Origin of the sequence: Oxalicibacterium sp. (assembly GCF_035565035.1) — a bacterium.
Taxonomy (GTDB): Bacteria; Pseudomonadota; Gammaproteobacteria; order Burkholderiales; family Burkholderiaceae_D; genus Oxalicibacterium.
The window spans coordinates 20,347-44,330 of the sequence record NZ_DATMTD010000122.1; the positions used below are offsets into that span (position 1 = coordinate 20,347).

The window sequence follows — 23,984 nt, forward strand, 5'->3', positions numbered from 1 at the left end:
AACACAGTATAAAAGCGTTTCCGGAAGATACCCGCGGTTTTATTTTTTCGTCTTTCCTGGATGGCAATATTTGGCGGGACGAATTTACATTGCGCCAACTTTCATGCGCGACCAGTCACATTTGCCGAGGAATTGCGCTTGTTATTTCGGACGTGGATTGGGCAATCCCGCATCCGGATTGCAAAGCCGGTTGGCGCGCACTGCCCGTACGGCTTCAGCCACGGCACGTGCGACATTTTTGACTTCCTCTTGCACGGCATGGTCGCGATCGAGTACTTCGTGGCTTTTCGCATACGACTCGTAATAGCCGATGAAACGATCCAGTCGCGCCATGTTGCCGGCGTCGATCAGGCCCATCCAGTCCAGCCAGTCCGTCAGCGCGCGCCGCACACCTTCGATGCCGGCCACGTCGCCATGCACGACGACGCCATAAGCGCGGCCGGCCAGATGCTTGGGATACGACCAGCCTGCGAGTTCCACGGCCTTCGCCATTTCGGCATCCTTGCCTGCAGTCAGTGTGGGATCGGGATTGCCGCCATCCGCACACACCAGCCTGTCCATCATCAGCTTCAACACGCTGGTCGCCTGATACCAGTGAACGGGCGTGACGATGATCACTGCATGCGCGGAGGTCCATTGTTCATAGATGTCCGCCATCCAGTCGCCCGACTGATGCAGGCTGTGATTCGGATAACAGCTGCACGGCCAGTGGCACAACGGCATGGCGGTCGATACGCAACCTTTGCAGGGATGAATGTGGCGATCGTAATCGGACGTCAGCAGGCTCAGATCCAGCAGGTCGGTTTCGATGTCGGCAGCCTGCAATTCGCGTTGTGCGATCTGCACCAGTCGGTGTGTCTTGGAGATCTCGCCGGGGCAGGTGCCATCGTTGCGCGGAGAGGCACAAATCAACAGCACGCGTGATCGTGTCTCAGGATTCTTCTGCCTGGCTTCCGCGACCAGCAGGCGATCGCGCGTGGCGCGCCATTCGACGGACAGGTCGTAATCGGGATCGGCAAATCCGGGACCGGCTTTTTCGGTTATCGGAGATTTGTGTGATTGTTGATAGTTATCCCACGCGATCTGTTCGATGTGTGCAATCTGTTCACGTACGGGATCGAAAGCGGGGTCGATGAAGGAATCGACAAAGCGAGAATGAAATGTTTCACGATCGATTTTTGGTGGTGCCTGGCCGGTACGTGGTTTGGTCATGCCTTCTCCCGATAAAAAACGGATGCAGTAGAGAGCAGACATCATCTGCACGGGAAAAGTTTATTTTTCAATGGTGTTGCACCGGGGCATGAGGAGCGAACGACGATAAGGCGAAAAGGGCGGTCGTGCGCAACGACACCAAAACGTGCGTGTTATTTCACCATCGTCAGGCGGCGGCGTTTTTTCTCTGCATACATGTTGGCATCGGCTTCTTCGCTGGCAGCCTGCAGACCGCGTTCCGGATGTCGATTCGCGTAACCGATGGAAGCGCGGACTCCGGCAGTCTGAAACCGTTCGCGCAATCGGCGAACCAGTACGTCGGTATCGTCGCGATCGCATTCGATGCCGAGCACGCTGAACTCGTCGCCGCCGATGCGTGCAACGACATCGTTGCCGCGCACAGCGGCACGGATTGCTTGCGCAGCGGCGACCAGCAGCTTGTCGCCGGCAGCGTGGCCTTGCGTATCGTTGGTTACTTTCAAATCATCGAGATCGATCGAAACGACGCATGCGGGATTACCGTAACGCTGGCAACGTTCTTCTTCGCGTTTGATCAATTCGTCCCAACCGCGCCGGTTGTACAACGACGTCAGGCCATCGCGTGTGGCTTCCGCTTCGGCGTGTTCTGCACGGCGCTGACTATCGGCGTTCATCAGTTCTGCATGCAGCAGGCTGCTCAACAGATCGGCCAGCAGTTCAATGACGGGCTGGCCTTCCTTGATGTGTTCCGATTGCGGTTCGGGATCGATGGCGCACAGGGTGCCAAACAGCGAGCCGTCCTGACGCCGGATCGGCACGCCGACATAGGCACCGATCCGAAGCTGGGCTGCGATCGGTGCAGTTGCGTAGGCTTCCACTTGACGGGCGTCAGGCGCAATGCGTGGTCCCATTCCGCTGACCATGCGTGAACAGAACGAATCGGACCATCGGAAAACTGCGCCGGGCCTGGTGCCATAGTGCGATTCCTCGACCGCCAGTACAATCCAGTCGTTTCCTTCGGTCCTGGTCACCATCCACATATCAAGACCGAATTGCTGGCGCAAAAAATGAATGGTGGCCTGGCTGGCCGAAGCGAAATCGTGAATCATGACGTTCTGGCCTCCCGCACTATCAGGAAAATGGCACCCGCCATGTGCGATGCGTTCTTGCTGGCAGGTGAAGTCTGAACGTTATCAAAAACAGTCGCAAAGATCACTCGATCGTTTCCCACGCGTTCGGGTTCTTGCGTGCCTCCAGAAATTGCCGGTAGGCGCGTCCTCCCTGCCAGAGGCTCAGCGCAATCAACGTGCAGGTGAGCTGGCCGACCGCCAGCGATACCGGCGAGTGCGACAGCGCCGGTGCGATGATGCCTGCCACCAGCGCCGCCAGCATTGTTTGCAGGAACGACTGGCAGGCCGCCACGGTACCGCGAATGTTGGGGAACAGATCGAGTACCAGCAACGTCGCGCCCGGCGCGACCATCGACATGCCGAACGTATAGAAGAACAGCGAACCGACCGACCACGGCAACGCGGGAGGAAAGAAGACGTGATAACTCACGTTGAAAACGGCGGCGCCGAGCAGCAGGCAGAAGCCGATTCCGACCTGGCGAGAAACCGGCAGGCGTCCTGCCATGCGATTGGCAGTCAGCGCACCGCAGAAAATCCCGCCGACGGTCGGGATGAATTGCCAGCCGAACTGGTCCGGCCCCAGTTTCAGATGTTCGACCAGAAAAACCGGCGCGGCAGCAACGTAAAGGAACATGCCGGCAAAGTTGAAGGCGATCGTGCCGGCCTTCAGATGAAACAATGGCGAACGGAATACGCGGTGATAGCTATGGAAGAGAAACGACGGATTGAACGAATGCCGTTGCGCGTGCGGCAGCGATTCCGGCAATCGACGGTAACAGTAGATCAGCAGCAGCACAGCATAGATGAACAGGCATAGAAAGATTGCGCGCCAGTTCATGTGCTTGACGATCCATCCGCCGATGATGGGAGCGATGGCCGGTGCAATCGAAAAAATCATCGTTACCATCGACAGCAGTTTTTCCGCCGCCGCACCCGCATACAGATCGCGAATGATGGCGCGCCCGATCACGACGCCGGCACCGGCAGCCAGACCTTGCAGCATGCGGAAAGTCCACAGGTATTCGATGCTGTGCGCACCGGCGCACCCCAGCGTTGCCACTGCAAATACGGCTAGAGAGACCAGGATGATGTTGCGTCGCCCGAACGCATCCGACAGCGCACCGTGCAACAGGATCATCACCGCAAACGAGAACATGTAAGCCGTCAGCGTCTGCTGCACTTCGAGCGGCGTTGCGCCCAGCGATGCCTGGATATCGGGAAAGGCGGGCAGATAAGTATCGACAGAAAAGGGGCCAAGCATGGACAGCGCTGCCAGCATGATGGCGAGCGCACTGCTGCCAATGACGACAGCGGCAGGTGCAACGGATTTTTCTTGCGGCGGTTTTTCTGGATTCATTGTGTGGAAAGTGTTGCATGCACCCCGAAGGTGCACAAGATGTCAGGCAAGCATAGCCCAATCACTGCAGCGATGTCCTGCGAAACAGGCAGATGCAGCCAGGAAAGGGAGAAAAACAAGACAGGCAAGTAGATGCGCCGACACGACAACGCATGGACAAGCGTTCAGGCGCAGTCGTTGTCCCGTTTGGTCGCGCGCACAAAATCCGAAAGACGGCGGCCGCTGATGCTTTCGTAGCAGATGGCATCTGCCGTCATGGCGTGAATACGGTCCAGCCGGAAGGAACGAAAGGCGGAACGCGTCTCGCACCATGCCGCGATGGACCAGCTATCGCCCCAGAAATACAGCGCAAGCGGCCAGATCGTGCGTTGCGTTGCCTGCAGTTTGGCATCGACATAGTCGAGCAGCAGCTTGTGCTGGCGGCCGATGGCTTGCCGGATGACTTCCAGCCGTTCGCCATGTTTGCGATCGATGTGGAAGGTTGGCGCGAACAGCGGTGTTGCTTCAACGAAGTCGCGTTTCTCGCGCGGCAGTGCCAAGGTGATTTTCGCCAGGGCAGCCGCACCTGAAGCAGCCAGTTGCGGTCCGCCCCACGCCTGTACCATGCGCATGCCGGCTACCATCGCCTCGATCTCGTCGGAAGAAAACATCAGTGGCTGCAGATCGAAACCGGTTCTGACACGGTAACCGACACCGGCTTCGCCTTCAATCGGGATGCCCGATATCGACAGGTCGCGGATGTCACGGTAGATCGTGCGCTCCGAAACAGCGAGCCAGTCGGAGAGTTGGCGCGCAGTCGTCAACCGGCGGCCGCGCAAATACTGGGCGATCTGGAACAGGCGTTCAGCGCGGCGCATGATTGGCTCCGGAGAGAAGGTCGGGGTTGAATGGCGATGATCGAATGACGATACCGGACGCATTCTGACAAATGCCTGTCATGCAGTCCAGCCACCGATGCATCAGTCGTGTGCATGCAGTGCGACCAGATTGCCCTCGGTATCGGTGAATCGGGTAATGAAGCCGGTGCTGTTTGGCAGCTCGGGATTGTTCCCGCCGGCGTTTTCCCACGCCGATTCGACATGCGCGAGGATGGCGTCGGAACACAATGCCGTTCGCGGACCGGGCGCACTATGTTCGATACGGAGCCTGGTATGAAAGATCGTTTCATAGATGCGAATGGCAAGACGTGGGTCCGTCGTCGGAATTTCCAGCCAGTTTATTTGTGCATCCATGAATGTCCCCTGAAAACGCCAGATGAGTGCCAGCAAGTGCCGGGTAGATCTCAAAGGGCGACAGACATCTTGCAACAATGCTCCTGACAGCATGGTGTCAGGAGCTTGTCATGAGGACCGTTGTTTCTTGATGTTCCGCAGGTTCGAGGCCGTGCGTGAATGGAAAACAAAGCGACTTCGAGGTTTGAATCTGCCGACAGCGGAAAATGGCGGCAGTCTGCAGAATGGATCAGGCCTGATCGGTTTTCGGTTTGGCCTGTTCGCGTCGGTTGAAGCCGGCCACCATGTCGAAGCGGAACAGGCGGCATTCGAGGGAGCCGTTGAAGAACGGCGTCTTGCGTGCTTCTTTCAGTCGCAGCATTTTCGGCACGCCGAGATCGGCGGTGAACAGGAACACGCTCCAGCCGGCAAAACGCTGCTTCAATGTTGCGCTGAATGCGCTGAAGAATTCCTTCGCCAGATCGTCCTCCGCAATCGTGCTGTCGCCGCGCACGCCGATACGTTCGCCATACGGTGGATTGGTCAGGATGATGCCGGGGGTGTCGCCGGGCGCCTTGATTTCCTGCGCCTCGATCTGTTTCAACGGGACGTCGAAGCGGATGCCGGCCTTGTTCAGGTTGTTGCGCGCGATGACGATCATGTCACCGGAAATATCGCTGCCAAAGATGATCGGTTCGGTCGGCAACGGATTCAGTTTGACGCTGTGCTTGATCGCCGCCCATTCATCCTTGTCGAAGCCGGCGAATTTCTCGAACGCGAAATCGCGCGTCATGCCGGGCGGAATGCCGGCCACCATTTGTGCCGCTTCGGCGAGAATGGTGCCGGAACCGCACATCGGATCGAACAGCGGAATGCCCGGCTTCCATCCGGAAACGCGCAGCAGCCCGGCGGCGAGATTTTCGCGCAATGGTGCGTCGCCGGTTTCAAGCCGCCAGCCGCGCTTGAACAATGCTTCGCCGGAAGTATCGAGATACAGCGTGAAGTTGCTGGCATCGAGGAAGCCGACGATGCGCATGTCGGGCATTTTGGTATCGACAGACGGCCGTTCGTTGTAGATGTCGCGAAAGCGGTCGCAGATCGCATCCTTGATTTTCAGCGTGGTGAATTCCAGACTCTTCAGCGGCGACTTGATGGCGGTGATGTCGATACGGATCGTGTGATGCACTGCGAACCAGTCTTCCCACGGTTGCGCGAGCGTCAGATCGTAGATGTCGTTTTCATTCGCATAGCCGGCATGCGCCATGCGCATCAACACGCGCGATGCGATGCGTGAATGCAGATTGAGCAGATACGCGCCGCGCAGACTGCCGGAACAATGCACACCGCCAGGAACCTGATTGTGAACCTTCAGCGTGCTGCTGCCGGCTTGCGCGATTTCGCCGATCTCTTCGGCGAGTGCAACTTCCATGCCGCGGGGGCAGGGACAGAAATAGGAATGCGATGCTGACATGGGGAACCCTTTATCCGTAGTGAAACAATCCATCGTGTCGTGCATCGTCATGATGCGTGACACGATTTTCCAAATGCATTTGCCGCATTGTGCGGCAGTTGCTGTTACTTTTTCTGAAACGCGCGTTCGACGAAATCCAGCCGGTCCTGTCCCCAGAACGCTTCGCCGTCGACGACATACCACGGCGCACCGAACATGCTGGCAGCGATGGCATCGTTGGTGAACTGATCGTATTCGTTCTGCACGGCTGCCGTTTCCGATGATTTGAACAAGGCGGCACCGTCGTGACCGGCGGCGTTGGCCAGTGCGATCAACGTATCTGCGTCACCGATGTTTTTTTCATCGACCCACAACGACTGCATGACGGCGCTCGCCAGATCCATCGCAGCATCGGTACCGTGCGCGAATTTGGCGGCGATGATCAGCTTGGCCGACGGATCGCCGGAAACCGGGAAAAACTTCGGATGCAGATTCATCGGCATGCCGAGCACTTCGCTCCAGCGTTTCATTTCCACCAGACGGTACGCCTGTCGTTGCGGCGGGCGTTTTGCCAGCGGCAGACCGCCGGAAACGCCGAAGATCTTTGCCAGATCGATCGGCTTCATGTCGATCTGCACGTCGTACTGTTTTGCCAGCGCGATCAGGCGCGTGTGTCCCAGATAGGACCACGGCGATTGCGGCGCAAAATAATATTCACAAATCCTGGACATGACGCTCCCTGCGTTCAGAACGGTTTGACAACGACAAGAATGACAATCGCCAGCAGCAGCACGACCGGCACTTCATTGAACCAGCGATACCATTTGTGCGAACGACGATTCAGGCCATTCTCGAATTTTTTCAGCAGTGAACCGCACGCATGGTGATAACCGATGACCAGCACGACCAGCACCAGCTTCGCATGCAGCCAGCCACCGTTGAAACCGTAGCTCATCAGCCAGCCACCGAAAAGCAGCGCAGGAATCGCGAGGATGGTCGTGAATCGATACAGTCTGCGTGCCATGCCGAGCAGACGCGTGGTCGACGTGGCGTCGGTTTCCATCGCCAGATTGACGAAGATGCGCGGCAGGTAAAACAGGCCGGCGAACCAGGACATGACGAACACGATGTGCAGCGATTTGATCCAGAGCATGACGGTTCCCGGCTGTGCGCGTTTATGTGAAATTCAGTGCGGTATTCTGGACGAAATCAAAATGCAAATTCGCGATCAGCTGCGAATTTCCCCATGGTGAAGCAGGGGTTTCGCGGGGCATTGCCGCGCGCCTGCGTAACGGTGTTGCCCTGCAAGGCAACACTCCGTTGCAATGACACTATTCACGAATTTCCCCATGCCCGAACACCACGTATTTCAACGATGTCAGTCCTTCCAGTCCGACCGGGCCGCGGGCATGCAGCTTGTCGTTGGAGATGCCGATTTCCGCACCAAGTCCGTATTCGAAACCATCAGCGAACCGTGTCGACGCATTGACCATCACCGATGCCGAATCCACTTCGCGGATGAAACGCATCGAGCGTGTGTAGTCCTCGGTAATGATGCTGTCGGTGTGCTGGGATGAATACTTGTTGATATGCGCGATTGCCTCGTCCACATCGGCCACGATTTTGACGGCGAGAACAGGTGCAAGATATTCGGTGCTCCAGTCTTCCTCGGTTGCACTTGCGAGGTGCGCGTAACCTTTGAGAATCGCACGCGCTTCGTCGTCACCGCGCAATTCGACTTTCTCAGTCGCATACAGCTTCGCCAGTTCGGGCAGCACGGTTGATGCAATGCTGCGTGCGACCAGCAAGGTTTCCATCGTGTTGCAGGTGCCGTAGCGATGACATTTTGCGTTGAAGCCGATGTCCAGCGCTTTCTTCAGATCGGCCTTATCATCGATATAGACGTGGCAGATGCCGTCGAGATGCTTGATCATCGGGACTTTGGATTCCTTCATCAGGCGTTCGATCAACCCCTTGCCGCCGCGCGGCACAATGACGTCGATGTATTGCGGCATCGTGATCATCTCGCCGACCGCGGCGCGATCGGTGGTTTCGACGATCTGCACCGCATCGGCCGGCAAGCCTGCACCGGCGAGACCTTCGCTGACCAGTTTTGCCAATGCCTGATTGCAGTGCAGTGCTTCCGAGCCGCCGCGCAGGATGGTCGCATTGCCGCTCTTGATGCACAGGCCGGCGGCATCGACGGTCACGTTGGGACGAGCTTCATAGATGATGCCGATCACGCCGAGCGGCACGCGCATCTGGCCGACCTGGATGCCGGTGGGACGATACTTCATGTTCGAGATTTCACCGATCGGATCGGGCAGCGAAACGATCTGTTCCAGACCTTCGGCCATCGTTGCGATCGCTTTGTCCGACAGTGTCAGGCGATCCAGCATTGCCGCTTCCAGACCATTGGCACGTGCAGCGTCCAGATCCTTCTTGTTGGCGGCGCGCAGCGCGTCAGCATCGCGACGAATCGCGGCAGCGATCAGCGTCAGTGCACGATTCTTGGCAGCAGTGTCGGCTTTGGCCATGGCATGCGATGCATTGCGGGCACGCTGGCCGACTTCGGTCATGTATTGCTTGATATCCATGTGAATGACGGATGGTTGGTGATCGGTAAATAAAAAAATGACGTTATTGGCTCGGTCGCACTGCAGCTCGTTCTGCATATGCCGAGGCATGCCCGATTGCAGGAATTGCCATGCCTTCAGCCGCGTGCGATCTTCAATCCCAGTTGCAGCATGGCGTCCCATGCATCGCCGGAAAATGCCTTTGCGCGCAAACCTTTGACCATCTTATCGATTTGCGCCGCTTCCTGCAGCGCGTCTTCCAGGACGGACAACCGCAGCCGCCTCAACGCCGGTTCAATCAGCCGCTCGCGTGGCCCCCAGATACGATGTTCTTTCGTCAACTGGCTCAGCGGACGGCCTTGCGCGACACCGGCTTTCAATTTCAGCAAGGTGCGAATTTCCTCCGCCACCGCCCACAACACCAGCGGCAATGCTTCGCCTTCGCCCTTCAAACCTTCCAGCATGCGCACCAGCCGTGCGGCATCGCCGGTCAGCATCGCTTCGTTCAGTTTGAAGACGTCGTAGCGTGCGACATTCAGCACGGCATCGTGAATCTGTTCAAAACTGAGCTGGCCTTCCGGATAGAGCAGGGCCAGTTTCTGGATTTCCTGATGGGCGGCGAGAAGGTTGCCTTCGACGCGATCGGCGATGAAGTCCAGGCATTCACGATTCGCGCTTTGCTTCTGTGCCGCCAGTCGTGTGCCCAGCCAGTTTGGTAGCTGCGCACGTTCGACCAGCGGAATGTCGATATAAACGGCGGCCTGTTGCAGCGCGGCGACCCATGCCGCTTTCTGCGTCGCCCAGTCGAGTTTCGGCAGCGTGATCAGTGTGACGTTGTCCGGGCTCAGCGATGCTGCGTACTCCTGCAATGCCTGTCCGCCATCGCGTCCCGGCTTGCCGGTCGGAATGCGCAGTTCGATCAGCTTCTTGTCGCCGAACAGCGATTGCGACTGATTGGCAGCCAGCAGTTCGCCCCATTTGAAGCTGCGATCGACGACCAGCACGTCACGTTCCGAAAATCCCTGTGCGCGCGCCGCCTTGCGTATCTTGTCGGCCGCTTCCAGTGCCAGCAAATGCTCGTCGCTCGTGATCACATACAAGCCGGCCAGCGGCTTGTTCAGGTGAGCTTCGAGTGCATCCGGTCGCAATTGCATGGTTGCGTGCGTTTATTTCGTCGCGTCAGGCGTGGCGGATGGTGTCGTCGACGCAGGCACATCGGCAGTAGTGCCCGGCTTGATTGCGGCCAGTCGACGCAAAATCTGCTGCACCAGATCGGATTGCATGTCGCGGTACAGCAGCGCTTCTTCCGCTTCTTTTGCCAGCACGAATTCTTCGTTGTAACTGATGTCGCGTTTCAATGCGAGTTGCGTCGGCGGCAGCAGTTCCACTTTCCTGTTGTCACGCACGCTGATCGTGGCGCGATAGTTCAGCACGTATTCCCGTACGCGCCCCTGGCTGTTCAGCGAAAGAATTTGTCTGCTGCGGGATTCGCCCGTGATGTTCAGCGTGGCGTCGGCTTCTTCGGGTGTGTCGGTCAGCGTGACTTCACCGCTGCCGCGAATATTGCGGCGCAGTTCTGCCCCCAGCGAGGAAGACTCCGGTATCGAAATGTAAAGGGACTTGAACGGCAGATTCTCGCCGAGAATCGAACCACGCAGCTTGAAGCCGCAGGCAGACAGCGCCATGGTGGAAGCCAGAGCTATGCAGAGACGGCGGCGATTTTGCAGCATGAGTGATCCTGTCGGTTGGATGATGCTATGCAACGATATTAACCAGCTTGCCGGGTACCACGATGATTTTCTTCGGGGTCCCTTCAATGAATTTCTGCACGGTTTCATTGGCCAGTGCAGCAGCTTCGATCGTGGCCTTGTCGGCATCTTTCGCGACGACGACGCTGCCGCGCAGCTTGCCGTTGACCTGAATCATCATTTCGATTTCGGCCTGCTCCAGCGCGGAGGTGTCGACTTGCGGCCACGCAGCATCGAGGATATCGCCGAACACTTTGGCGTAACCGAGTTCCTGCCACAGCACGTGCGTGACGTGCGGCGCAACCGGATTCAGCACACGCAGGAAGATCGACAGGCCTTCGGTGATGACCGCATTCGATGCGGCGGAATCGTCCAGCTTGGCGGCTTCCAGCGTGTTCAGCATTTTCATCGCAGCCGACACGACGGTGTTGTACTGGATACGTTTGAAATCGCTGTCAGCCTGCTGCAGGATCTTGTGCAGTTCACGGCGCAGGGTCTTGTGCGCTTCCGCGTAATCGCGTGCGCCGGGCACGATCGGATCGGCCAGTGCGGTCGCGATGCGTGACGACTGATTGTACGCATAGGCCCAGACGCGACGCAGGAAGCGGTTCGCACCTTCGACGCCAGAGCCTGACCATTCCAGTGTCTGTTCCGGCGGCGCGGCAAACATCGTGAACAGGCGTGCAGTATCTGCACCAAACTGATCGATCTGTGCTTGCGGATCGATGCCGTTGTTCTTCGACTTCGACATCTTCTCGGTGCCGCCGAGTTCGACCGGTTGCTTGTCGCCGATCAGAATTGCGGATACCGGGCGCCCCTTGTCGTCGAACGTCAATTCGACGTCGGCCGGGTTGTACCAGGTTTTTTTCCCGCTCTTGTCTTCACGATAGTAGGTTTCGTTCAGCACCATGCCTTGCGTCAGCAGGTTGGTGAACGGCTCATCGAATTTGACCAGGCCGAAGTCGCGCATGACCTTGGTCCAGAAACGCGCGTACAACAAGTGCAGCACCGCGTGTTCGATGCCGCCGATGTACTGGTCCATCGGCATCCAGTAATCGTTGCGGCTGTCGACCATTGCATCGTTCGAGCCCGGCGAGCAATAGCGCATGAAATACAACGACGAATCGACGAAGGTATCCATCGTGTCGGTTTCGCGTCGCGCAGGCTTGCCGCATTGCGGGCAGTCGCATTTCAGGAAAGCTTCGTGCTTGTTCAGCGGATTGCCGCTGCCGTCCGGCACGCAGTCTTCCGGCAACACGACCGGCAAATCTTTTTCCGGCACCGGCACCGAGCCGCAATCGGCACAGTTGATCATCGGGATCGGCGTGCCCCAATAACGCTGGCGCGAAATGCCCCAGTCGCGCAGGCGATAGGTGATTTTCTTCTCGCCGACGCCTGCTGCTTCGAGATCTGCTGCGATCGCATCGACCGCTTGCTGATAGTTCAGTCCGTCGTATTTGCCGGAGTTGATGCAGCGACCGTTTTCCTTGTCGGCGTACCAGTCCTGCCATTTCTCTTCGGAGAAGGTTTTGCCTTCGACGTCGACCACTTGATGAATCGGCAGCACGTATTTTTTCGCAAACGCAAAGTCGCGTTCGTCATGTGCCGGCACGCCCATCACGGCGCCATCGCCGTACGTGATCAGCACGTAGTTGCCGACCCAGACTTCGACCAGCGAGCCGGTCAATGGATGTTTGACGAACAAGCCGGTCGGCATGCCTTTCTTTTCCATCGTCGCCATGTCGGCTTCGATGACGCTGCCGAGTTTGCATTCGGCGATGAAGTCGGCCAGTTCCGGATTCGATTTTGCGGCGAAGGTCGCCAGCGGATGTTCGGCGGCGACGGCGCAGAAGGTCACGCCCTTGATCGTGTCGGCGCGCGTGGTGAAGACCCACAGCTTGCCGTCGTTGATCAGTTTGCCGTCGTCTTCGATCTCGTGCGAGAACGCAAAGCGCACACCGGTCGATTTGCCGATCCAGTTGGATTGCATGATGCGCACGCGCTCCGGCCAGCCCGGCAGCTTGTTGTCGACGTGGTCGAGCAATTCTTCGGCGTAGTCGGTGATGCGCGCGTAGTACATCGGGATTTCGCGCTTTTCGATCAGCGCGCCGGAACGCCAGCCGCGGCCGTCGATGACTTGCTCATTGGCCAGAACCGTTTGATCGATCGGGTCCCAGTTCACGGTGCCGGTCTTTTTGTAGATGATGCCTTTCTCGAGCATCTTCAGGAACATCCACTGGTTCCATTTGTAGTATTCAGGCTTGCACGCGGTCATTTCACGCGACCAGTCGATCGCCAGACCCATCGATTGCATCTGCGACTTCATGTATTCGATGTTGGAATACGTCCATTGCGCCGGCGGCACATTGTTCTGCATCGCGGCGTTTTCCGCCGGCATACCGAACGCGTCCCAGCCCATCGGCATCAACACGTTGTAGCCGTTCATGCGCAGGTAGCGATACATCACGTCGTTGATCGTGTAGTTGCGCACGTGGCCCATGTGCAGCTTGCCGGATGGGTACGGCAGCATCGAGCAGGCGTAGAACTTCTTCTTCGGCTGGCCGTTCTTGTCGACAGCGTTTTCTACTGTCTTGTAGGCATCGATGGATTGCCAGTGGGCGCGCGCCGCATTTTCGACGTCGGCGGGACTGTATTTATCTTGCATGACGAATGGAGCCGGAAATTGTATGGGAAGCCGATGATTATACCGGCTCGCATACGGCTATGGCGCGCGGGAGAGAGGATGCTTCGGCGCGAAAACGCCGCTTTTGTGGAAAATCAGGCGAGTTTGAGCGAGAGTGCCGGTTTTTCGCCGTAATCGTTATAACGGTCGTTGATGCCCTCGACGCAAAAGGCGACTTCTTCCAGAAGATCCGGCGCATTTTTTTGCAGTGCTGCAGAGTGCGTGACGACAATCTGCAGTACTTCATCCGCCTTCAGATGGAATCTGGTCATGTTTTCATCGTCGCGCAGGTAACTCAGACAATCTATCCACGCATCGATCGTGCGGCCGTAAAACGCCGGAAAGCCGAACGCTTCGGCGCAGACAGTATGGAAGCTTTCCCAGTCGGTAATCTGCTCGCCGTTCAGTTGTACGTCAGCCATTATTTCGCACCGGAAGCGTTCGGCACTTCGGTGATGAAGCCGAGCTTGGTCAGGCCGTTGGCCTGTGCGGCGCCCATGACCTGCGCGATGATTTCATAGCGCGTGTTCTTGTCCGCGCGCAGTTGCAATTGCGGCTGCGGTTGCTGTTTAGCGGCGATGACGAAGCGCTGATTCAGTTCGCTTTGCGTAACGGGCGTGTTGTCCCAGAAAATCTTGCCGGCAGGGTCGATCGACAGCGAAACGGTCGCAGGTTCCGTTTGTGCCGGCGTGGCTTGTGCAGCCGGCAGATCAAGTTTGATCGATTGCGTGAATAGCGGCGCAGCGAGAATGAAGATCACCAGCAGAACCAGCATCACGTCGACCATCGGCGTGACGTTGATTTCCGCCATTGGCGCGGGCTGTTTGTTGTCGTTGAATCCGCCGAAGCTCATGGTCGCTCCTCGCTGCCTGACTGGTTATTTGCCGACGCGTGCGCCGGTGGTCAGATACGCATGCAGGTCATGCGCAAATGCGTCGAGTTCCGCCAGCGTGATGCGATTGACACGCGTGAATGCGTTGTAGGCGAGCACGGCCGGGATCGCGACGGCAAGGCCAAGCGCCGTCATGATCAAGGCCTCGCCGACCGGACCGGCGACCTTGTCGATCTGCACGGTGCCGGACGCGGAAACGGCGATCAGCGCGTGATAGATGCCCCAGACCGTGCCGAACAGTCCGACGAACGGCGCGGTCGAACCGACCGACGCCAGCAGCGTCAGGCCGCTTTCCAGTCGCGACGAAACGCGGTTGATTTCCTGGCGCAGCGTGCGGGTGATCAGCTCGCCCGGATCGGTGTTGGCATTCAGCGAATTGGCTTGCGGCTTGATGTTGGCGGCTTCCACGCTTTGCGCGGCCAGTGGCGTGAAGACGTATTCGCTGTCGGTTTGCTTGATGGTGGCAATGGCATCGGTCAGCGTCGGCGCCAGCCAGAATTTTTCCAGCGATCCCGCGCTGCGGCGGATGCGCCACGAACTCCAGGCCTTGGAGAGAATGTAGAACCAGCTGACGATGGACATGGCCAGCAGCAGATAGGCAACCGCGTGGGAAATCGCATCGCCCTGCGCCCAATAGTGCGCCAGACCCAATCCTTGTGTGGCAGAGCTGTTCATGCGTCAGTCCTTGTCAATCCTGATATTGATACCCGTGAAGCGAATCCGTGCGTCGTTCCGGCAGCAGGCTGAAACCGGTTCAGCGCAGGCCCAGTACGTCCTGCATGTCGTACAAGCCGGTTTTCTTGCCGACCAGGAAGCGTGCAGCGCGCAGGCTGCCATGTGCATAAGAGACGCGGCTCGACGATTTGTGCGAAATCTCGATACGTTCACCGTCGCCGGCAAACAGCACCGTGTGGTCGCCGATGATGTCACCACCGCGCACCGTCGCAAAGCCGATCGACGACGGATCGCGTGCACCGGTCACACCTTCACGCGCCCAGACGGCAACATCATTCAATTCCTTGCCCAGTGCGCCTGCAATCACTTCGCCCATCTTGATTGCGGTGCCGGATGGTGCGTCGACCTTGTTGCGATGATGCGCTTCGATGATCTCGATGTCGTAGCCTTCCGAGAAATTCTTCGCCGCCATTTCCAGCAACTTCATGGTCACGTTGACGCCGACGCTCATGTTCGGCGCGAACATGATGGAGGTGTATTTCGCCGCTTCGGCGATGGCGGTTTTGCCCGCGGCATCGAAACCGGTTGTGCCGATGATCATCTTGATATTGTTTGCGGCGCAGTATTCGAGATGCTTGAGCGTGCCTTCCGGGCGGGTGAAGTCGATCAGGAATTCCGCGCCGGCCAACCCTTTTGCCAGATCGGATTCGATCTTCACACCGGTCGGCTTGCCGAGAAAGGCGCCGGCATCATTGCCGATGGCTGGCGACGATGGAATGTCCAGTGCGCCGGACAGCGTAGCGTCGTCGGCAGCGAGAATGGCTTCGACCAGCATCTGGCCCATGCGGCCGGAAGCGCCGGCGACTGCAATTTTCATGTTGTTCATCGTGGTTGCGGGTTGCTTATTTTTTCTCTTTCGCCTTGTTGGCGATGCGGGCCAGATAGTCGGCTTCGGTCGGCAAATCGCCGCCACCCTCAAAGCTCGAAACCAGATTGTCCTTGAAGAACACCGTCACACGGCTGGTCGTGATTTCGCCATTGCCCTTTTGCAGGCGGAAGGCGTAATCCCAGCGTTCGGCGTGGAAAATGTCGCTCAACAGTGGCGTACCGAGCAAGAAGATCACCTGATCCTGCGTCATGCCCGGTTTCAGCTGGGCAACCATTTCGCGGGAAACGAAATTGCCTTGCTGAATATCCGGGCGGTAAGGGCGGAAAAAGCCGAGGAAACGTTTTTCCTTGACCGTTTGCACGCCGGTTGTCGGTTTGTCCGCTGCTATCGCTGTGGCAGGAGCCGTAGCCGCCGCTGTTGCTGCTGGCGTTTCTGTTGCGACCGCAGCAGGCTCGGATTGCCTGGCTTCTGTCGGTGCGGTTTCGGCTGCGCCAGAGACTGGCGCTGGAACGACTTCCGCTTCAGCCTTCGCGGCTGCGGTCGGTTCCGGCACTAGTTGTGCCGCTGCAGGCGCGACCGTTTTTTCTTCTGCTGCAGCTTGCACCGGTTCAGCCTGCTTCGGTTCAACCGGCTTTGGCGGTTCGGCCTTCTTTTTTGACGCAATCGGCGTTGGCTCTTCCATCAGCGGATTTTTCGACGCACAGCCGGCGATGACGGTTGCCAGCGCCAGACAGAATGCGCCAGCGACAACCGGGGACCGGCTGAAATGGAAGGGCAGGATTTGCATAGGGGATCTCAAGCGGTTGAGCAATTGTGTGAAAACACTATATGATAAGGCAGATATCCCCAACATGAACAAGAACATGCCCAACAATCCATCCGAGCTGAAGGCCAGCGGCCTCAAGGCTACGCTGCCACGTCTGAAGATTCTCGATATTTTCCAGAATGCCGCCGTGCGCCACCTGAGCGCCGAAGACGTCTACAAGATGCTGCTTGCCGACAATCTCGACGTCGGCCTCGCCACCGTTTATCGCGTCCTGACGCAATTCGAGCAGGCCGGCCTGCTGCAGCGCAATCACTTTGAAACCGGCAAGGCCGTGTTCGAACTGAATGAGGGTTCGCACCATGACCATCTGGTATGCCTCGATTGCGGCAAGGTCGAGGAATTTTTCGATGAAGAGATCGAAAAGCGCCAGTTGCGAATCGCACAGGAACACGGTTTTGAAATCGCCGACCATGCTCTGGCACTGTACGGTCATTGCAAGAACTGCCGAAAAACCAAGAAATAATTTTCCGTCATTAAAAAAGCCGCTCTCCGAAAGGATGAGCGGCTTTTTTGTTATTGGGCGACGGAAATCTCAACCAGGGGAATGACTCAGGGCATTCGACAGCAGCTTGGCAGTGATATCGACAATCGGAATCACGCGCTCGTAGGCCATGCGCGTCGGGCCGATCACGCCGAGCGTGCCGACGACCTTGCCGTTGACGGTATAGGGCGAGGTGACGACGCTCATCTGGTCCATCGGCACCAGATTCGATTCGCCGCCGATGAAGATCTGCACACCGGTCGCCTTGTTGGAGACGTCGAGCAATTGCATCAGGCTGGTTTTCTGCTCGAACATGTCAAACAGTTTGCGCAACGACACCATGTTCGACGACAGGTCGCTGACACTCAGCAGATTGCGTTCGCCGGAGATGACGACATCGTCACCGTTGTCGTTCATCGCATCGCTGCCGGCTTCCACTGCGGCTTGCATCAGCCGCGTCATGTCGTCGCGCAGTTGCTGCAATTCGTTTTGCAAGCGAATCCTGACGTCGTCGAAGCTGAGGCCGCCGTAATTCTGGTTGATGTAATTGGCTGCCTGGATCAGTTGCGACGGCGAATAATCGACATCCGTCAGAAGCAGTCGATTCTGCACGTCGCCGGTCGGGCCGACGATGACGAGCAGGATGCGTTTTTCGGACAGGCGCAGGAAGTCGATTTGCTGGAACACCGATTCGCGGCGCGGTGTCATCACGATGCCGGCAAATTCGGACAGTGACGACAGGATTTGCGCAGCGTTGGAAATGATTTTTTGCGACGAGCCGGTTTGCATCGGCGTCTTCAGTTTGGACTCGAGTGCGCTTTCATCGATTGCCTGCACAGTCATAAGCGTATCGACGAAGACACGATAACCGCGCGGCGTCGGCACGCGGCCGGCGGAGGTGTGCGGACTGGCAACGAAGCCCATTTCTTCCAGATCGGCCATCACGTTGCGAATCGTCGCCGGCGACAGATCGAGCCCGGAAATGCGCGACAGTTCGCGCGAGCCGACCGGCTGTCCGTCCGCAATGTAGCGTTCGACTAGGGCTTTCAGCAGTGTTTGTGCGCGATTATCGAGTTGCATGATGAGGCTATTGTAATAAGTGGTGATGCCATACGGCAAGCGGCCAGCGGTGCAACTGAAAGGAATGCCAAAAAGCAGCAGCGGCGACTTGCCCGAATGGCAAATCGATTGTGCGCTTCCGGCCGGCTTTTCGCTAGTTCCTTGCCGCGTTGCCGGCGATGGCGTTGACTCGCGAAGACAGCCAGTTGTCCACTTCGTGCAGCGTCGAGCAACTTGCTGCCGGAACAATATGGCCGGGCAGCGTGCGTGCAAAGCGATTCATCCAGACCGCATGCAGGCCCGCATTCTGCGCTGCCTGGATATCAAGAAGCGGGTCGTCGCCGACATACAATGTTTCGTGCGGCGCAACGGATAACGCATCGCAGGCAGCGAGAAAGATTTCCGGATCCGGCTTCGCACTTCCGAATTGATGGGCTGCAAGCGAAATACGGAAGTGGTCTGCAAGGCCGATCGACTGCAGATCGGCAAAGCCATTGGATATGGAGCCGAGCGCATAACGTTCGCCCAGCCTTGTCAGTGCCGGCACCACATCATCGAATGGCGTGACGGCATTGCGCGCTTCGGAAAACACGGCCATCGCCTGTTCCATCAACGCGTCGTTTTCGCCGCATTGTTTGCAGGCGTGTACCAGGGTGGCATGACGCAACGACCACAGGTCGAAACGATAACGCGGGTCGGTGGTCGACAGTTCGGCGCGCAGCGCCTGCAGTTTTTCATTGCTGAACTGACGCGTCACGCCCGGCGTGTGCAGCGCCAGCCAATCGTACAGCATGACCTCGGCACGTTTGATGACCGCTTCCAGCGGCCACAGCGTATCGTCCAGATCGAACAGGACGGCCTTGATGGGGGCATGCATGGATGCGGACTTCACGGTCATGGGAATTCTTCAAAGAGGCAGTGCAATCGAAGTGCGAATTATGGTCTAATCTGCAGCATCATGCCGTCTACCCCACATTCCTACACCGCCGATTCCTTCAAGACCGTTGCGATTTTTGCCAAGCAGAAGGCCGGCGATACGTCGCATTCCCCTGACGATATAGCGTATGCGCTGACGCAGATCGCCGATTTCCTGAAGGCGACCGGCCATCGCGTCATCTTTGGTGCGCAGACTGCCGACCGTTTTCAACTGAGCGGTGAAATCATGACGCTGCCGGATATCGGCGAGCTGGCCGATGTTGCCATCGTCGTCGGCGGCGACGGCACGATGCTCGGCATTGCGCGCCAGCTGGCGCCTTACGATGTGCCGCTGATCGGGATCAACCAGGGCCGTCTCGGTTTCATGACCGATATCGCTTTCGACGACATGATGCCGCTGTTGCGCGACATGCTGGACGGCAAGGTCGCTTGCGAAACGCGCAGCCTGCTGCAGGGATCGATCTATCGCAATGGCGAACTGACGCATCACACGCTGGCGTTCAACGATATTGTGCTGTCGCGCGGTTCGGGTTCCGGCATGATCGAACTGTGTGTGCATGTCGATGGCCAGTTCATGTACAACCAGCGTTCCGACGGCTTGATCGTCGCCACGCCGACCGGTTCCACGGCATATGCGTTGTCCGCCGGCGGTGCATTGCTGCATCCGAGCCTGAACGGTTTGATCCTGGTGCCGATTGCGCCGCATGCGTTGTCGAATCGTCCGATCGCGGTGCCCGATACCAGTGTTATCGACATCGAAGTGGTCGGTGGCCGGGAGAGCAACGTCAATTTCGACATGCAATCGGTGGCGAGCCTGCAGCATGGCGATCGCATTGTCGTCAAGCGTTCCGAATACACAATCACCTTCCTTCATCCGGAGGGCTGGAATTATTACGACACGCTGCGCGAGAAGCTGCACTGGAACGAATATCCGTCTGTGCAGGGGCGGTTAAAATAAGCGCGATCCGTTCAATCACTAACAGAATCATTCCATCCGTTTGGCTGGAATGAGCGAGCCGGAATCCTTTCCCCATGTTGCGTACGCTTTCCATTCGCGATTTCGTCATCGTCGATTCCATCGAACTTGAGTTCTCGTCCGGCTTCTCGGTCTTTACCGGCGAAACCGGCGCCGGCAAGTCGATCCTGATCGATGCGCTCGCATTGGCGCTGGGCGGGCGCGGCGATGCCAGCGTGGTGCGCGAAGGCGCTGCCAAGGCCGATATCACGGCGGAATTTTCGGCTGACGCAGAACTGGACGAATGGCTGGCGGACAATGAATTTTCCAATGAAGACGGTGGCGCACTGCTGCGCCGCGTGATCGACAACGCCGGTCGTTCGAAAGCCTTCATCAACGGTATTGCTGCAACCGCCACGCAATTGCGCGAACTGGGCGAAAAGCTGGTCGATATCCACGGCCAGCATGCGCATCAGTCTCTGCTGAAATCCGATGCGCAACGCACACTGCTGGACAATCAGGCGGGTTTGCAGGACGACGCAAAAGCAGTCGCTGTCGCATACAAGGCATGGCGCGCACTGGCGAAACAACGCGAAGAATTCGAAACCAACGCGAAGAACGTTTTGCTGGAACGCGAACGTCTCGAATGGCAGGTCGGCGAACTGGAAAAGCTCGCCGCCAGGCCAGGTGAATGGACCGAAGTCAGCAATGAACACAGTCGCTTGTCGCATGCAGCAAGTCTGATCGAAGGGGCGCAGCAGGCACTGGACGCCATTTCCGAATCCGAACCATCGCCGATGCTGTCGCAACTGTCCGCCATCAATACGCGTCTTGGCAAGCTGGTCGATCTGGACGCCGGTTTGCAACCGGTTCTCGATGTGCTGGAACCGGCGCGCATCCAGTTGCAGGAAGCGGTCTATGCGCTGAACGATTATTTAAGTCGTGTCGAACTCGATCCGGCACGCTTGCGTGTGGTCGAGCAGCGCATGGAAGATCTGCATTCTGCCTCGCGCAAATTCCATGTGGCCCCCGACGACTTGCCGCAGGAATTCGAAAAACTGTCCGAGCAGTTGAAACAACTCGCCGATGCCAGCGATCTGGACGCATTGCGTGCGCAGGAAGAAAAACTGAAAGCCGCCTACATGACGGCAGCGCAGAAGTTGTCGAAGGCACGTGCAAAAGCGGCCAAGGCATTGGGCGCGGCCGTCACGACAGCGATGCAGGAATTGAGCATGGCAGGTGGCAAGTTCGAGATCGCGCTGCAAGCATGCGAGCCGGCAGCATTCGGCATCGAGCAAGTCGAATTTCTGGTTGCCGGGCATGCAGGCACTACGCCGCGACCATTGGCGAAAGTAGCCTCGGGCGGTGAACTGGCGCGTATTTCGCTGGCGATTTCTGTGATTACCTCCAGTGCGACAGCGACGCCGACATTGATCTTCGATGAAGTCGACAGCGGCATCGGCGGCGGCGTCGCCGAAGTGGTGGGGCGGTTGCTGCGCAAGCTGGGGCAGGATCGTCAGGTCTTGTGCGTCACGCATTTGCCGCAGGTCGCCAGCCAGGCAAACCAGCATTTTCAGGTCAGCAAGCGCAACAGCGATGGCAAGACGCTGTCGTCGATCGATGTGCTCGACAGCAATGCGCGCGTCGAGGAAATTGCGCGCATGCTCGGCGGTCTGGAAATCACGGCAACGACACGTTCGCATGCGCGCGAGTTGCTGGCTACCTGACAGCACGTTGCCGTCGGCAATCAACCATAAACAGAAAAGCCCATGTCCTTCCGAAACGAACCTCCGTATCAACATGGCAGCTTGCCGAAAACAGCCGTCGTGCTGGTCAATCTCGGTACGCCTGATGCGCCGACCACATCGGCGGTGCGGCGTTACCTGAAGCAGTTTCTGTCCGATCCGCGCGTCGTGGAAATTCCGCGCGCGATCTGGTGGTTTATTCTGCATCTGATCATCCTGCCTTTCCGCTCCGGTCAATCAGCGAAGAAATATGCGTCGATCTGGAGCAATGACGGTTCGCCGCTGAAAGTGCATACCGAAAAACAGGCGAAGCTGCTGGCCGGCTATCTGGGCGAACGCGGTCACAAGCTGCGCGTGGTGTACGGGATGCGCTACGGGAATCCATCGCTGCCGGACGTCTTGCGCAAGCTGAAGGAAGAGGGCTGCGACCGTGTGCTGGTTTTACCGGCCTATCCGCAATATTCCGGCACCACGACGGCGTCGATCTTCGATGCCGTGTTTGCGCATTACGCGAAGGAGCGCAACGTACCGGAACTGCGCTTCGTCAAGCATTACCACGACCATGACGGCTATATCCGCGCGTTGCAAAAGTCAGTGCTTGCTCACTGGGAAATGTCAGGGCGTCCGGAAAAACTCGTCATGAGTTTTCACGGCGTGCCAAAGCGTACCTTGACGCTCGGCGATCCGTACCACTGCGAATGCCACAAGACTGCGCGGTTGCTGGCGCAGGCGCTGGGACTGTCGTCGGACCAGTATCTGGTCACTTTCCAGTCGCGGTTCGGCAAGGCGGAATGGCTGCAGCCGTACACTGCTCCAACCATGAAAAAGCTGGCGAAGGAAGGCGTGCGACGTGTCGATGTGATCTGCCCCGGCTTTACCAGCGATTGCCTCGAAACGCTGGAAGAAATCGCGATGGAAGTGCGTCACGACTTTTTGCAGGCAGGTGGCACCGACTTCAATTACATCCCTTGTCTCAACGAGGACGATGCATGGATCAGGGCATTGAGCGAAATCGCGGAACTGCACATGATCGGCTGGCCGACCATTGTGTCGCCGTCGATGCGCGAGGAGCTGGACGAGCAGGCACGGGTTTCAAGGGAACAGGCCTTGCTGCTCGGTGCGAAGGAATAGCGTCCGGCGGCGGGCAACCATCGGCCGATCATGCTGATCGGCCTTGGATCTGCCAGATGACGGCGCGTTACAGCGCCGCATAGCAAATCACGGTCGCTGCCATTACCGTATAAGCGACCACTGATGCGGAAATAAGCGGCAATTTCACGACAGGCTCCTTCCAGCTGACAGCGCGGAAAAAACAACGGAAACGACGGGAAAACCGTCGAAATACCCGTTGTCACCCGCTTACAGCGTAGCGCGGAAGGCAAAAATTGCCAGTCGCCGACCCGAAAAAATTGTAACAACCCTATCCCGCAGCGATTATCATCGCGGGTTCGCGAATAAATCCGCCTCAATATCCCTTGAAATAGTGTGGGATAACCCCATGTGGTTGGTCGCATTGGCATTTTTTGTCATAACTCATTGATTGTTGGAGATTTTTTGATGCAAGACCAGGATAAATACGCTGAGCAGGCCGCGTCGATGGAGGAGCAGACCCCAGCGGATGCTGCGGCACCGGCTGCGCAGACGCTGGAAGAACAGCTCGCCGCATCGCAACAACTGGTGCAGGAACTGCAGGATGCATTCCTGCGTGCCAAGGCCGAGGCCGAGAACTCTCGCCGTCGTGCACAGGAAGACATCACGCGTGCGCACAAATTTGCGATAGAAGGCTTTGCCGAAGCGATGGTGCCGGTGAAGGACAGTCTGGAAATGGCGCTGCAGGTGGAAACGCCTTCAGTGGAATCTCTGAAAGAAGGTGTGGAAATGACGCTCAAGCAGTTGAGCGCCGCCTTCGAGAAGAATCGTCTGCTGGAAATCAAGCCGCAGGCGGGTGACAAACTGGATCCGATGAAGCACCAGGCGATATCCGTGGTGCCGGCCGACCAGGAACCGAATACCGTCGTCAGCACCCTGCAAAAAGGGTACTTGATTGCCGATCGTCTGTTGCGTCCCGCACTGGTAACGGTCGCGCAGGAAAAATAGCTTGAAAGCATCGCCGAACGCCACATATTGGCGGTAACGGCGGGTAAATAAGCCAGCGATTCTAAGCAAGTGAGTCACGCTGC

The 23,984-nt window shown here is 57.8% G+C and carries 24 protein-coding genes; 5 read left to right on the plus strand and 19 right to left on the minus strand.

Features of this window, described 5'->3' with window-relative positions; genetic code table 11:
- Positions 1-141 precede the first annotated feature (141 nt).
- The 17 genes from VN114_RS13185 to bamE all read right to left on the minus strand — a co-directional run bounded on the left by VN114_RS13185 (position 142) and on the right by bamE (position 16,589).
- Positions 142-1,212 (minus strand): flavodoxin family protein, encoded by a 1,071-nt coding sequence (locus VN114_RS13185; RefSeq protein ID WP_325515592.1) that lies wholly within the window; start codon positions 1,210-1,212, stop codon positions 142-144.
- Positions 1,213-1,364: 152 nt separating this feature from the next.
- Entirely contained in the window at positions 1,365-2,300 is a 936-nt protein-coding gene (locus VN114_RS13190) for a sensor domain-containing diguanylate cyclase (RefSeq protein ID WP_325515594.1), read from the minus strand.
- A gap of 103 nt (positions 2,301-2,403) precedes the next feature.
- Positions 2,404-3,678 (minus strand): multidrug effflux MFS transporter, encoded by a 1,275-nt coding sequence (locus tag VN114_RS13195; RefSeq protein WP_325515598.1) that lies wholly within the window; start codon positions 3,676-3,678, stop codon positions 2,404-2,406.
- 164 nt (positions 3,679-3,842) lie between these two features.
- Positions 3,843-4,535, minus strand: a complete 693-nt coding sequence (locus tag VN114_RS13200; protein WP_325515600.1) for a YafY family protein — start codon at positions 4,533-4,535, stop codon at positions 3,843-3,845.
- A gap of 102 nt (positions 4,536-4,637) precedes the next feature.
- Positions 4,638-4,910, minus strand: coding sequence for a hypothetical protein (locus tag VN114_RS13205; protein ID WP_325515602.1), 273 nt, complete (start codon positions 4,908-4,910; stop codon positions 4,638-4,640).
- A 229-nt stretch (positions 4,911-5,139) separates the two neighbouring features.
- Positions 5,140-6,360 carry a class I SAM-dependent RNA methyltransferase gene (locus tag VN114_RS13210; protein ID WP_325515604.1) on the minus strand — a complete coding sequence of 407 codons (1,221 nt, stop codon included), beginning with the start codon at positions 6,358-6,360 and terminating at the stop codon, positions 5,140-5,142.
- 104 nt (positions 6,361-6,464) lie between these two features.
- Complete coding sequence (locus VN114_RS13215; RefSeq protein ID WP_325515606.1) at positions 6,465-7,070, minus strand: 2-hydroxychromene-2-carboxylate isomerase; 606 nt, start codon at positions 7,068-7,070, stop codon at positions 6,465-6,467.
- Positions 7,071-7,084: 14 nt separating this feature from the next.
- Positions 7,085-7,492, minus strand: coding sequence for a CopD family protein (locus VN114_RS13220; RefSeq protein ID WP_325515608.1), 408 nt, complete (start codon positions 7,490-7,492; stop codon positions 7,085-7,087).
- A gap of 178 nt (positions 7,493-7,670) precedes the next feature.
- Complete coding sequence (locus tag VN114_RS13225) at positions 7,671-8,936, minus strand: glutamate-5-semialdehyde dehydrogenase (RefSeq protein ID WP_325515610.1); 1,266 nt, start codon at positions 8,934-8,936, stop codon at positions 7,671-7,673.
- A gap of 116 nt (positions 8,937-9,052) precedes the next feature.
- Positions 9,053-10,069: a DNA polymerase III subunit delta gene (gene holA, locus VN114_RS13230; protein ID WP_325515612.1), complete on the minus strand. Its 1,017-nt coding sequence runs from the start codon at positions 10,067-10,069 to the stop codon at positions 9,053-9,055.
- A gap of 12 nt (positions 10,070-10,081) precedes the next feature.
- On the minus strand, positions 10,082-10,645 hold the full coding sequence (lptE, locus tag VN114_RS13235; RefSeq protein ID WP_325515614.1) for an LPS assembly lipoprotein LptE: 564 nt from the start codon (positions 10,643-10,645) through the stop codon (positions 10,082-10,084).
- A 25-nt stretch (positions 10,646-10,670) separates the two neighbouring features.
- Positions 10,671-13,328, minus strand: coding sequence for a leucine--tRNA ligase (gene leuS / locus VN114_RS13240; RefSeq protein ID WP_325515616.1), 2,658 nt, complete (start codon positions 13,326-13,328; stop codon positions 10,671-10,673).
- A 113-nt stretch (positions 13,329-13,441) separates the two neighbouring features.
- Entirely contained in the window at positions 13,442-13,768 is a 327-nt protein-coding gene (locus VN114_RS13245) for a barstar family protein (protein WP_325515618.1), read from the minus strand.
- The gene (locus VN114_RS13250) at positions 13,768-14,199 is read right to left on the minus strand and encodes a biopolymer transporter ExbD (RefSeq protein WP_325515620.1); all 432 of its coding nucleotides are present in this window, start codon (positions 14,197-14,199) and stop codon (positions 13,768-13,770) included. Before VN114_RS13250 ends, VN114_RS13245 begins: the two co-directional genes overlap by 1 nt.
- A 24-nt stretch (positions 14,200-14,223) precedes the next feature.
- Positions 14,224-14,913, minus strand: coding sequence for a MotA/TolQ/ExbB proton channel family protein (locus VN114_RS13255; RefSeq protein ID WP_325515622.1), 690 nt, complete (start codon positions 14,911-14,913; stop codon positions 14,224-14,226).
- A gap of 79 nt (positions 14,914-14,992) precedes the next feature.
- The gene (gene dapB, locus VN114_RS13260; RefSeq protein WP_325515623.1) at positions 14,993-15,799 is read right to left on the minus strand and encodes a 4-hydroxy-tetrahydrodipicolinate reductase; all 807 of its coding nucleotides are present in this window, start codon (positions 15,797-15,799) and stop codon (positions 14,993-14,995) included.
- 16 nt (positions 15,800-15,815) lie between these two features.
- Entirely contained in the window at positions 15,816-16,589 is a 774-nt protein-coding gene (gene bamE, locus VN114_RS13265) for an outer membrane protein assembly factor BamE (RefSeq protein ID WP_325515625.1), read from the minus strand.
- A 76-nt stretch (positions 16,590-16,665) separates the two neighbouring features.
- On the opposite strand from bamE, the gene fur reads away from it, so the two are divergent.
- On the plus strand, positions 16,666-17,091 hold the full coding sequence (fur, locus tag VN114_RS13270) for a ferric iron uptake transcriptional regulator (protein ID WP_325515627.1): 426 nt from the start codon (positions 16,666-16,668) through the stop codon (positions 17,089-17,091).
- Between the two features lie 69 nt (positions 17,092-17,160).
- Here the strand turns inward: fur and hrcA are convergent, their stop codons facing one another.
- Both hrcA and VN114_RS13280 read right to left on the minus strand, forming a co-directional pair.
- Positions 17,161-18,189, minus strand: coding sequence for a heat-inducible transcriptional repressor HrcA (hrcA, locus tag VN114_RS13275; RefSeq protein WP_325515629.1), 1,029 nt, complete (start codon positions 18,187-18,189; stop codon positions 17,161-17,163).
- A gap of 133 nt (positions 18,190-18,322) precedes the next feature.
- Entirely contained in the window at positions 18,323-19,066 is a 744-nt protein-coding gene (locus VN114_RS13280) for an HAD family hydrolase (protein ID WP_325515631.1), read from the minus strand.
- A 60-nt stretch (positions 19,067-19,126) separates the two neighbouring features.
- On the opposite strand from VN114_RS13280, the gene VN114_RS13285 reads away from it, so the two are divergent.
- The 4 genes from VN114_RS13285 to grpE all read left to right on the plus strand — a co-directional run bounded on the left by VN114_RS13285 (position 19,127) and on the right by grpE (position 23,901).
- The gene (locus tag VN114_RS13285; RefSeq protein WP_325515633.1) at positions 19,127-20,062 is read left to right on the plus strand and encodes an NAD kinase; all 936 of its coding nucleotides are present in this window, start codon (positions 19,127-19,129) and stop codon (positions 20,060-20,062) included.
- A gap of 74 nt (positions 20,063-20,136) precedes the next feature.
- Entirely contained in the window at positions 20,137-21,786 is a 1,650-nt protein-coding gene (gene recN, locus VN114_RS13290) for a DNA repair protein RecN (protein WP_325515635.1), read from the plus strand.
- A 42-nt stretch (positions 21,787-21,828) separates the two neighbouring features.
- Positions 21,829-22,935, plus strand: a complete 1,107-nt coding sequence (gene hemH / locus VN114_RS13295) for a ferrochelatase (protein ID WP_325515636.1) — start codon at positions 21,829-21,831, stop codon at positions 22,933-22,935.
- A gap of 426 nt (positions 22,936-23,361) precedes the next feature.
- A complete protein-coding gene (gene grpE / locus VN114_RS13300) occupies positions 23,362-23,901 on the plus strand; it encodes a nucleotide exchange factor GrpE (protein WP_325515638.1) in 540 nt (179 codons plus the stop codon).
- Positions 23,902-23,984 lie beyond the last annotated feature (83 nt).

Coding starts and splice junctions, on each gene's coding strand:
- bamE (WP_325515625.1), bottom strand. CDS start 16,589: ATGCAAATCCTGCCCTTCCATTTCAGCCGGTCCCCGGTTGTCGCTGGC.
- VN114_RS13215 (WP_325515606.1), bottom strand. CDS start 7,070: ATGTCCAGGATTTGTGAATATTATTTTGCGCCGCAATCGCCGTGGTCC.
- grpE (WP_325515638.1), top strand. CDS start 23,362: ATGCAAGACCAGGATAAATACGCTGAGCAGGCCGCGTCGATGGAGGAG.
- VN114_RS13200 (WP_325515600.1), bottom strand. CDS start 4,535: ATGCGCCGCGCTGAACGCCTGTTCCAGATCGCCCAGTATTTGCGCGGC.
- VN114_RS13285 (WP_325515633.1), top strand. CDS start 19,127: ATGCCGTCTACCCCACATTCCTACACCGCCGATTCCTTCAAGACCGTT.
- fur (WP_325515627.1), top strand. CDS start 16,666: ATGCCCAACAATCCATCCGAGCTGAAGGCCAGCGGCCTCAAGGCTACG.
- VN114_RS13255 (WP_325515622.1), bottom strand. CDS start 14,913: ATGAACAGCTCTGCCACACAAGGATTGGGTCTGGCGCACTATTGGGCG.
- VN114_RS13245 (WP_325515618.1), bottom strand. CDS start 13,768: ATGGCTGACGTACAACTGAACGGCGAGCAGATTACCGACTGGGAAAGC.
- hemH (WP_325515636.1), top strand. CDS start 21,829: ATGTCCTTCCGAAACGAACCTCCGTATCAACATGGCAGCTTGCCGAAA.
- VN114_RS13225 (WP_325515610.1), bottom strand. CDS start 8,936: ATGGATATCAAGCAATACATGACCGAAGTCGGCCAGCGTGCCCGCAAT.
- recN (WP_325515635.1), top strand. CDS start 20,137: ATGTTGCGTACGCTTTCCATTCGCGATTTCGTCATCGTCGATTCCATC.
- leuS (WP_325515616.1), bottom strand. CDS start 13,328: ATGCAAGATAAATACAGTCCCGCCGACGTCGAAAATGCGGCGCGCGCC.
- hrcA (WP_325515629.1), bottom strand. CDS start 18,189: ATGCAACTCGATAATCGCGCACAAACACTGCTGAAAGCCCTAGTCGAA.
- VN114_RS13210 (WP_325515604.1), bottom strand. CDS start 6,360: ATGTCAGCATCGCATTCCTATTTCTGTCCCTGCCCCCGCGGCATGGAA.
- holA (WP_325515612.1), bottom strand. CDS start 10,069: ATGCAATTGCGACCGGATGCACTCGAAGCTCACCTGAACAAGCCGCTG.
- lptE (WP_325515614.1), bottom strand. CDS start 10,645: ATGCTGCAAAATCGCCGCCGTCTCTGCATAGCTCTGGCTTCCACCATG.
- VN114_RS13250 (WP_325515620.1), bottom strand. CDS start 14,199: ATGAGCTTCGGCGGATTCAACGACAACAAACAGCCCGCGCCAATGGCG.
- VN114_RS13220 (WP_325515608.1), bottom strand. CDS start 7,492: ATGCTCTGGATCAAATCGCTGCACATCGTGTTCGTCATGTCCTGGTTC.
- VN114_RS13195 (WP_325515598.1), bottom strand. CDS start 3,678: ATGAATCCAGAAAAACCGCCGCAAGAAAAATCCGTTGCACCTGCCGCT.
- VN114_RS13280 (WP_325515631.1), bottom strand. CDS start 19,066: ATGACCGTGAAGTCCGCATCCATGCATGCCCCCATCAAGGCCGTCCTG.
- dapB (WP_325515623.1), bottom strand. CDS start 15,799: ATGAACAACATGAAAATTGCAGTCGCCGGCGCTTCCGGCCGCATGGGC.
- VN114_RS13185 (WP_325515592.1), bottom strand. CDS start 1,212: ATGACCAAACCACGTACCGGCCAGGCACCACCAAAAATCGATCGTGAA.
- VN114_RS13205 (WP_325515602.1), bottom strand. CDS start 4,910: ATGGATGCACAAATAAACTGGCTGGAAATTCCGACGACGGACCCACGT.
- VN114_RS13190 (WP_325515594.1), bottom strand. CDS start 2,300: ATGATTCACGATTTCGCTTCGGCCAGCCAGGCCACCATTCATTTTTTG.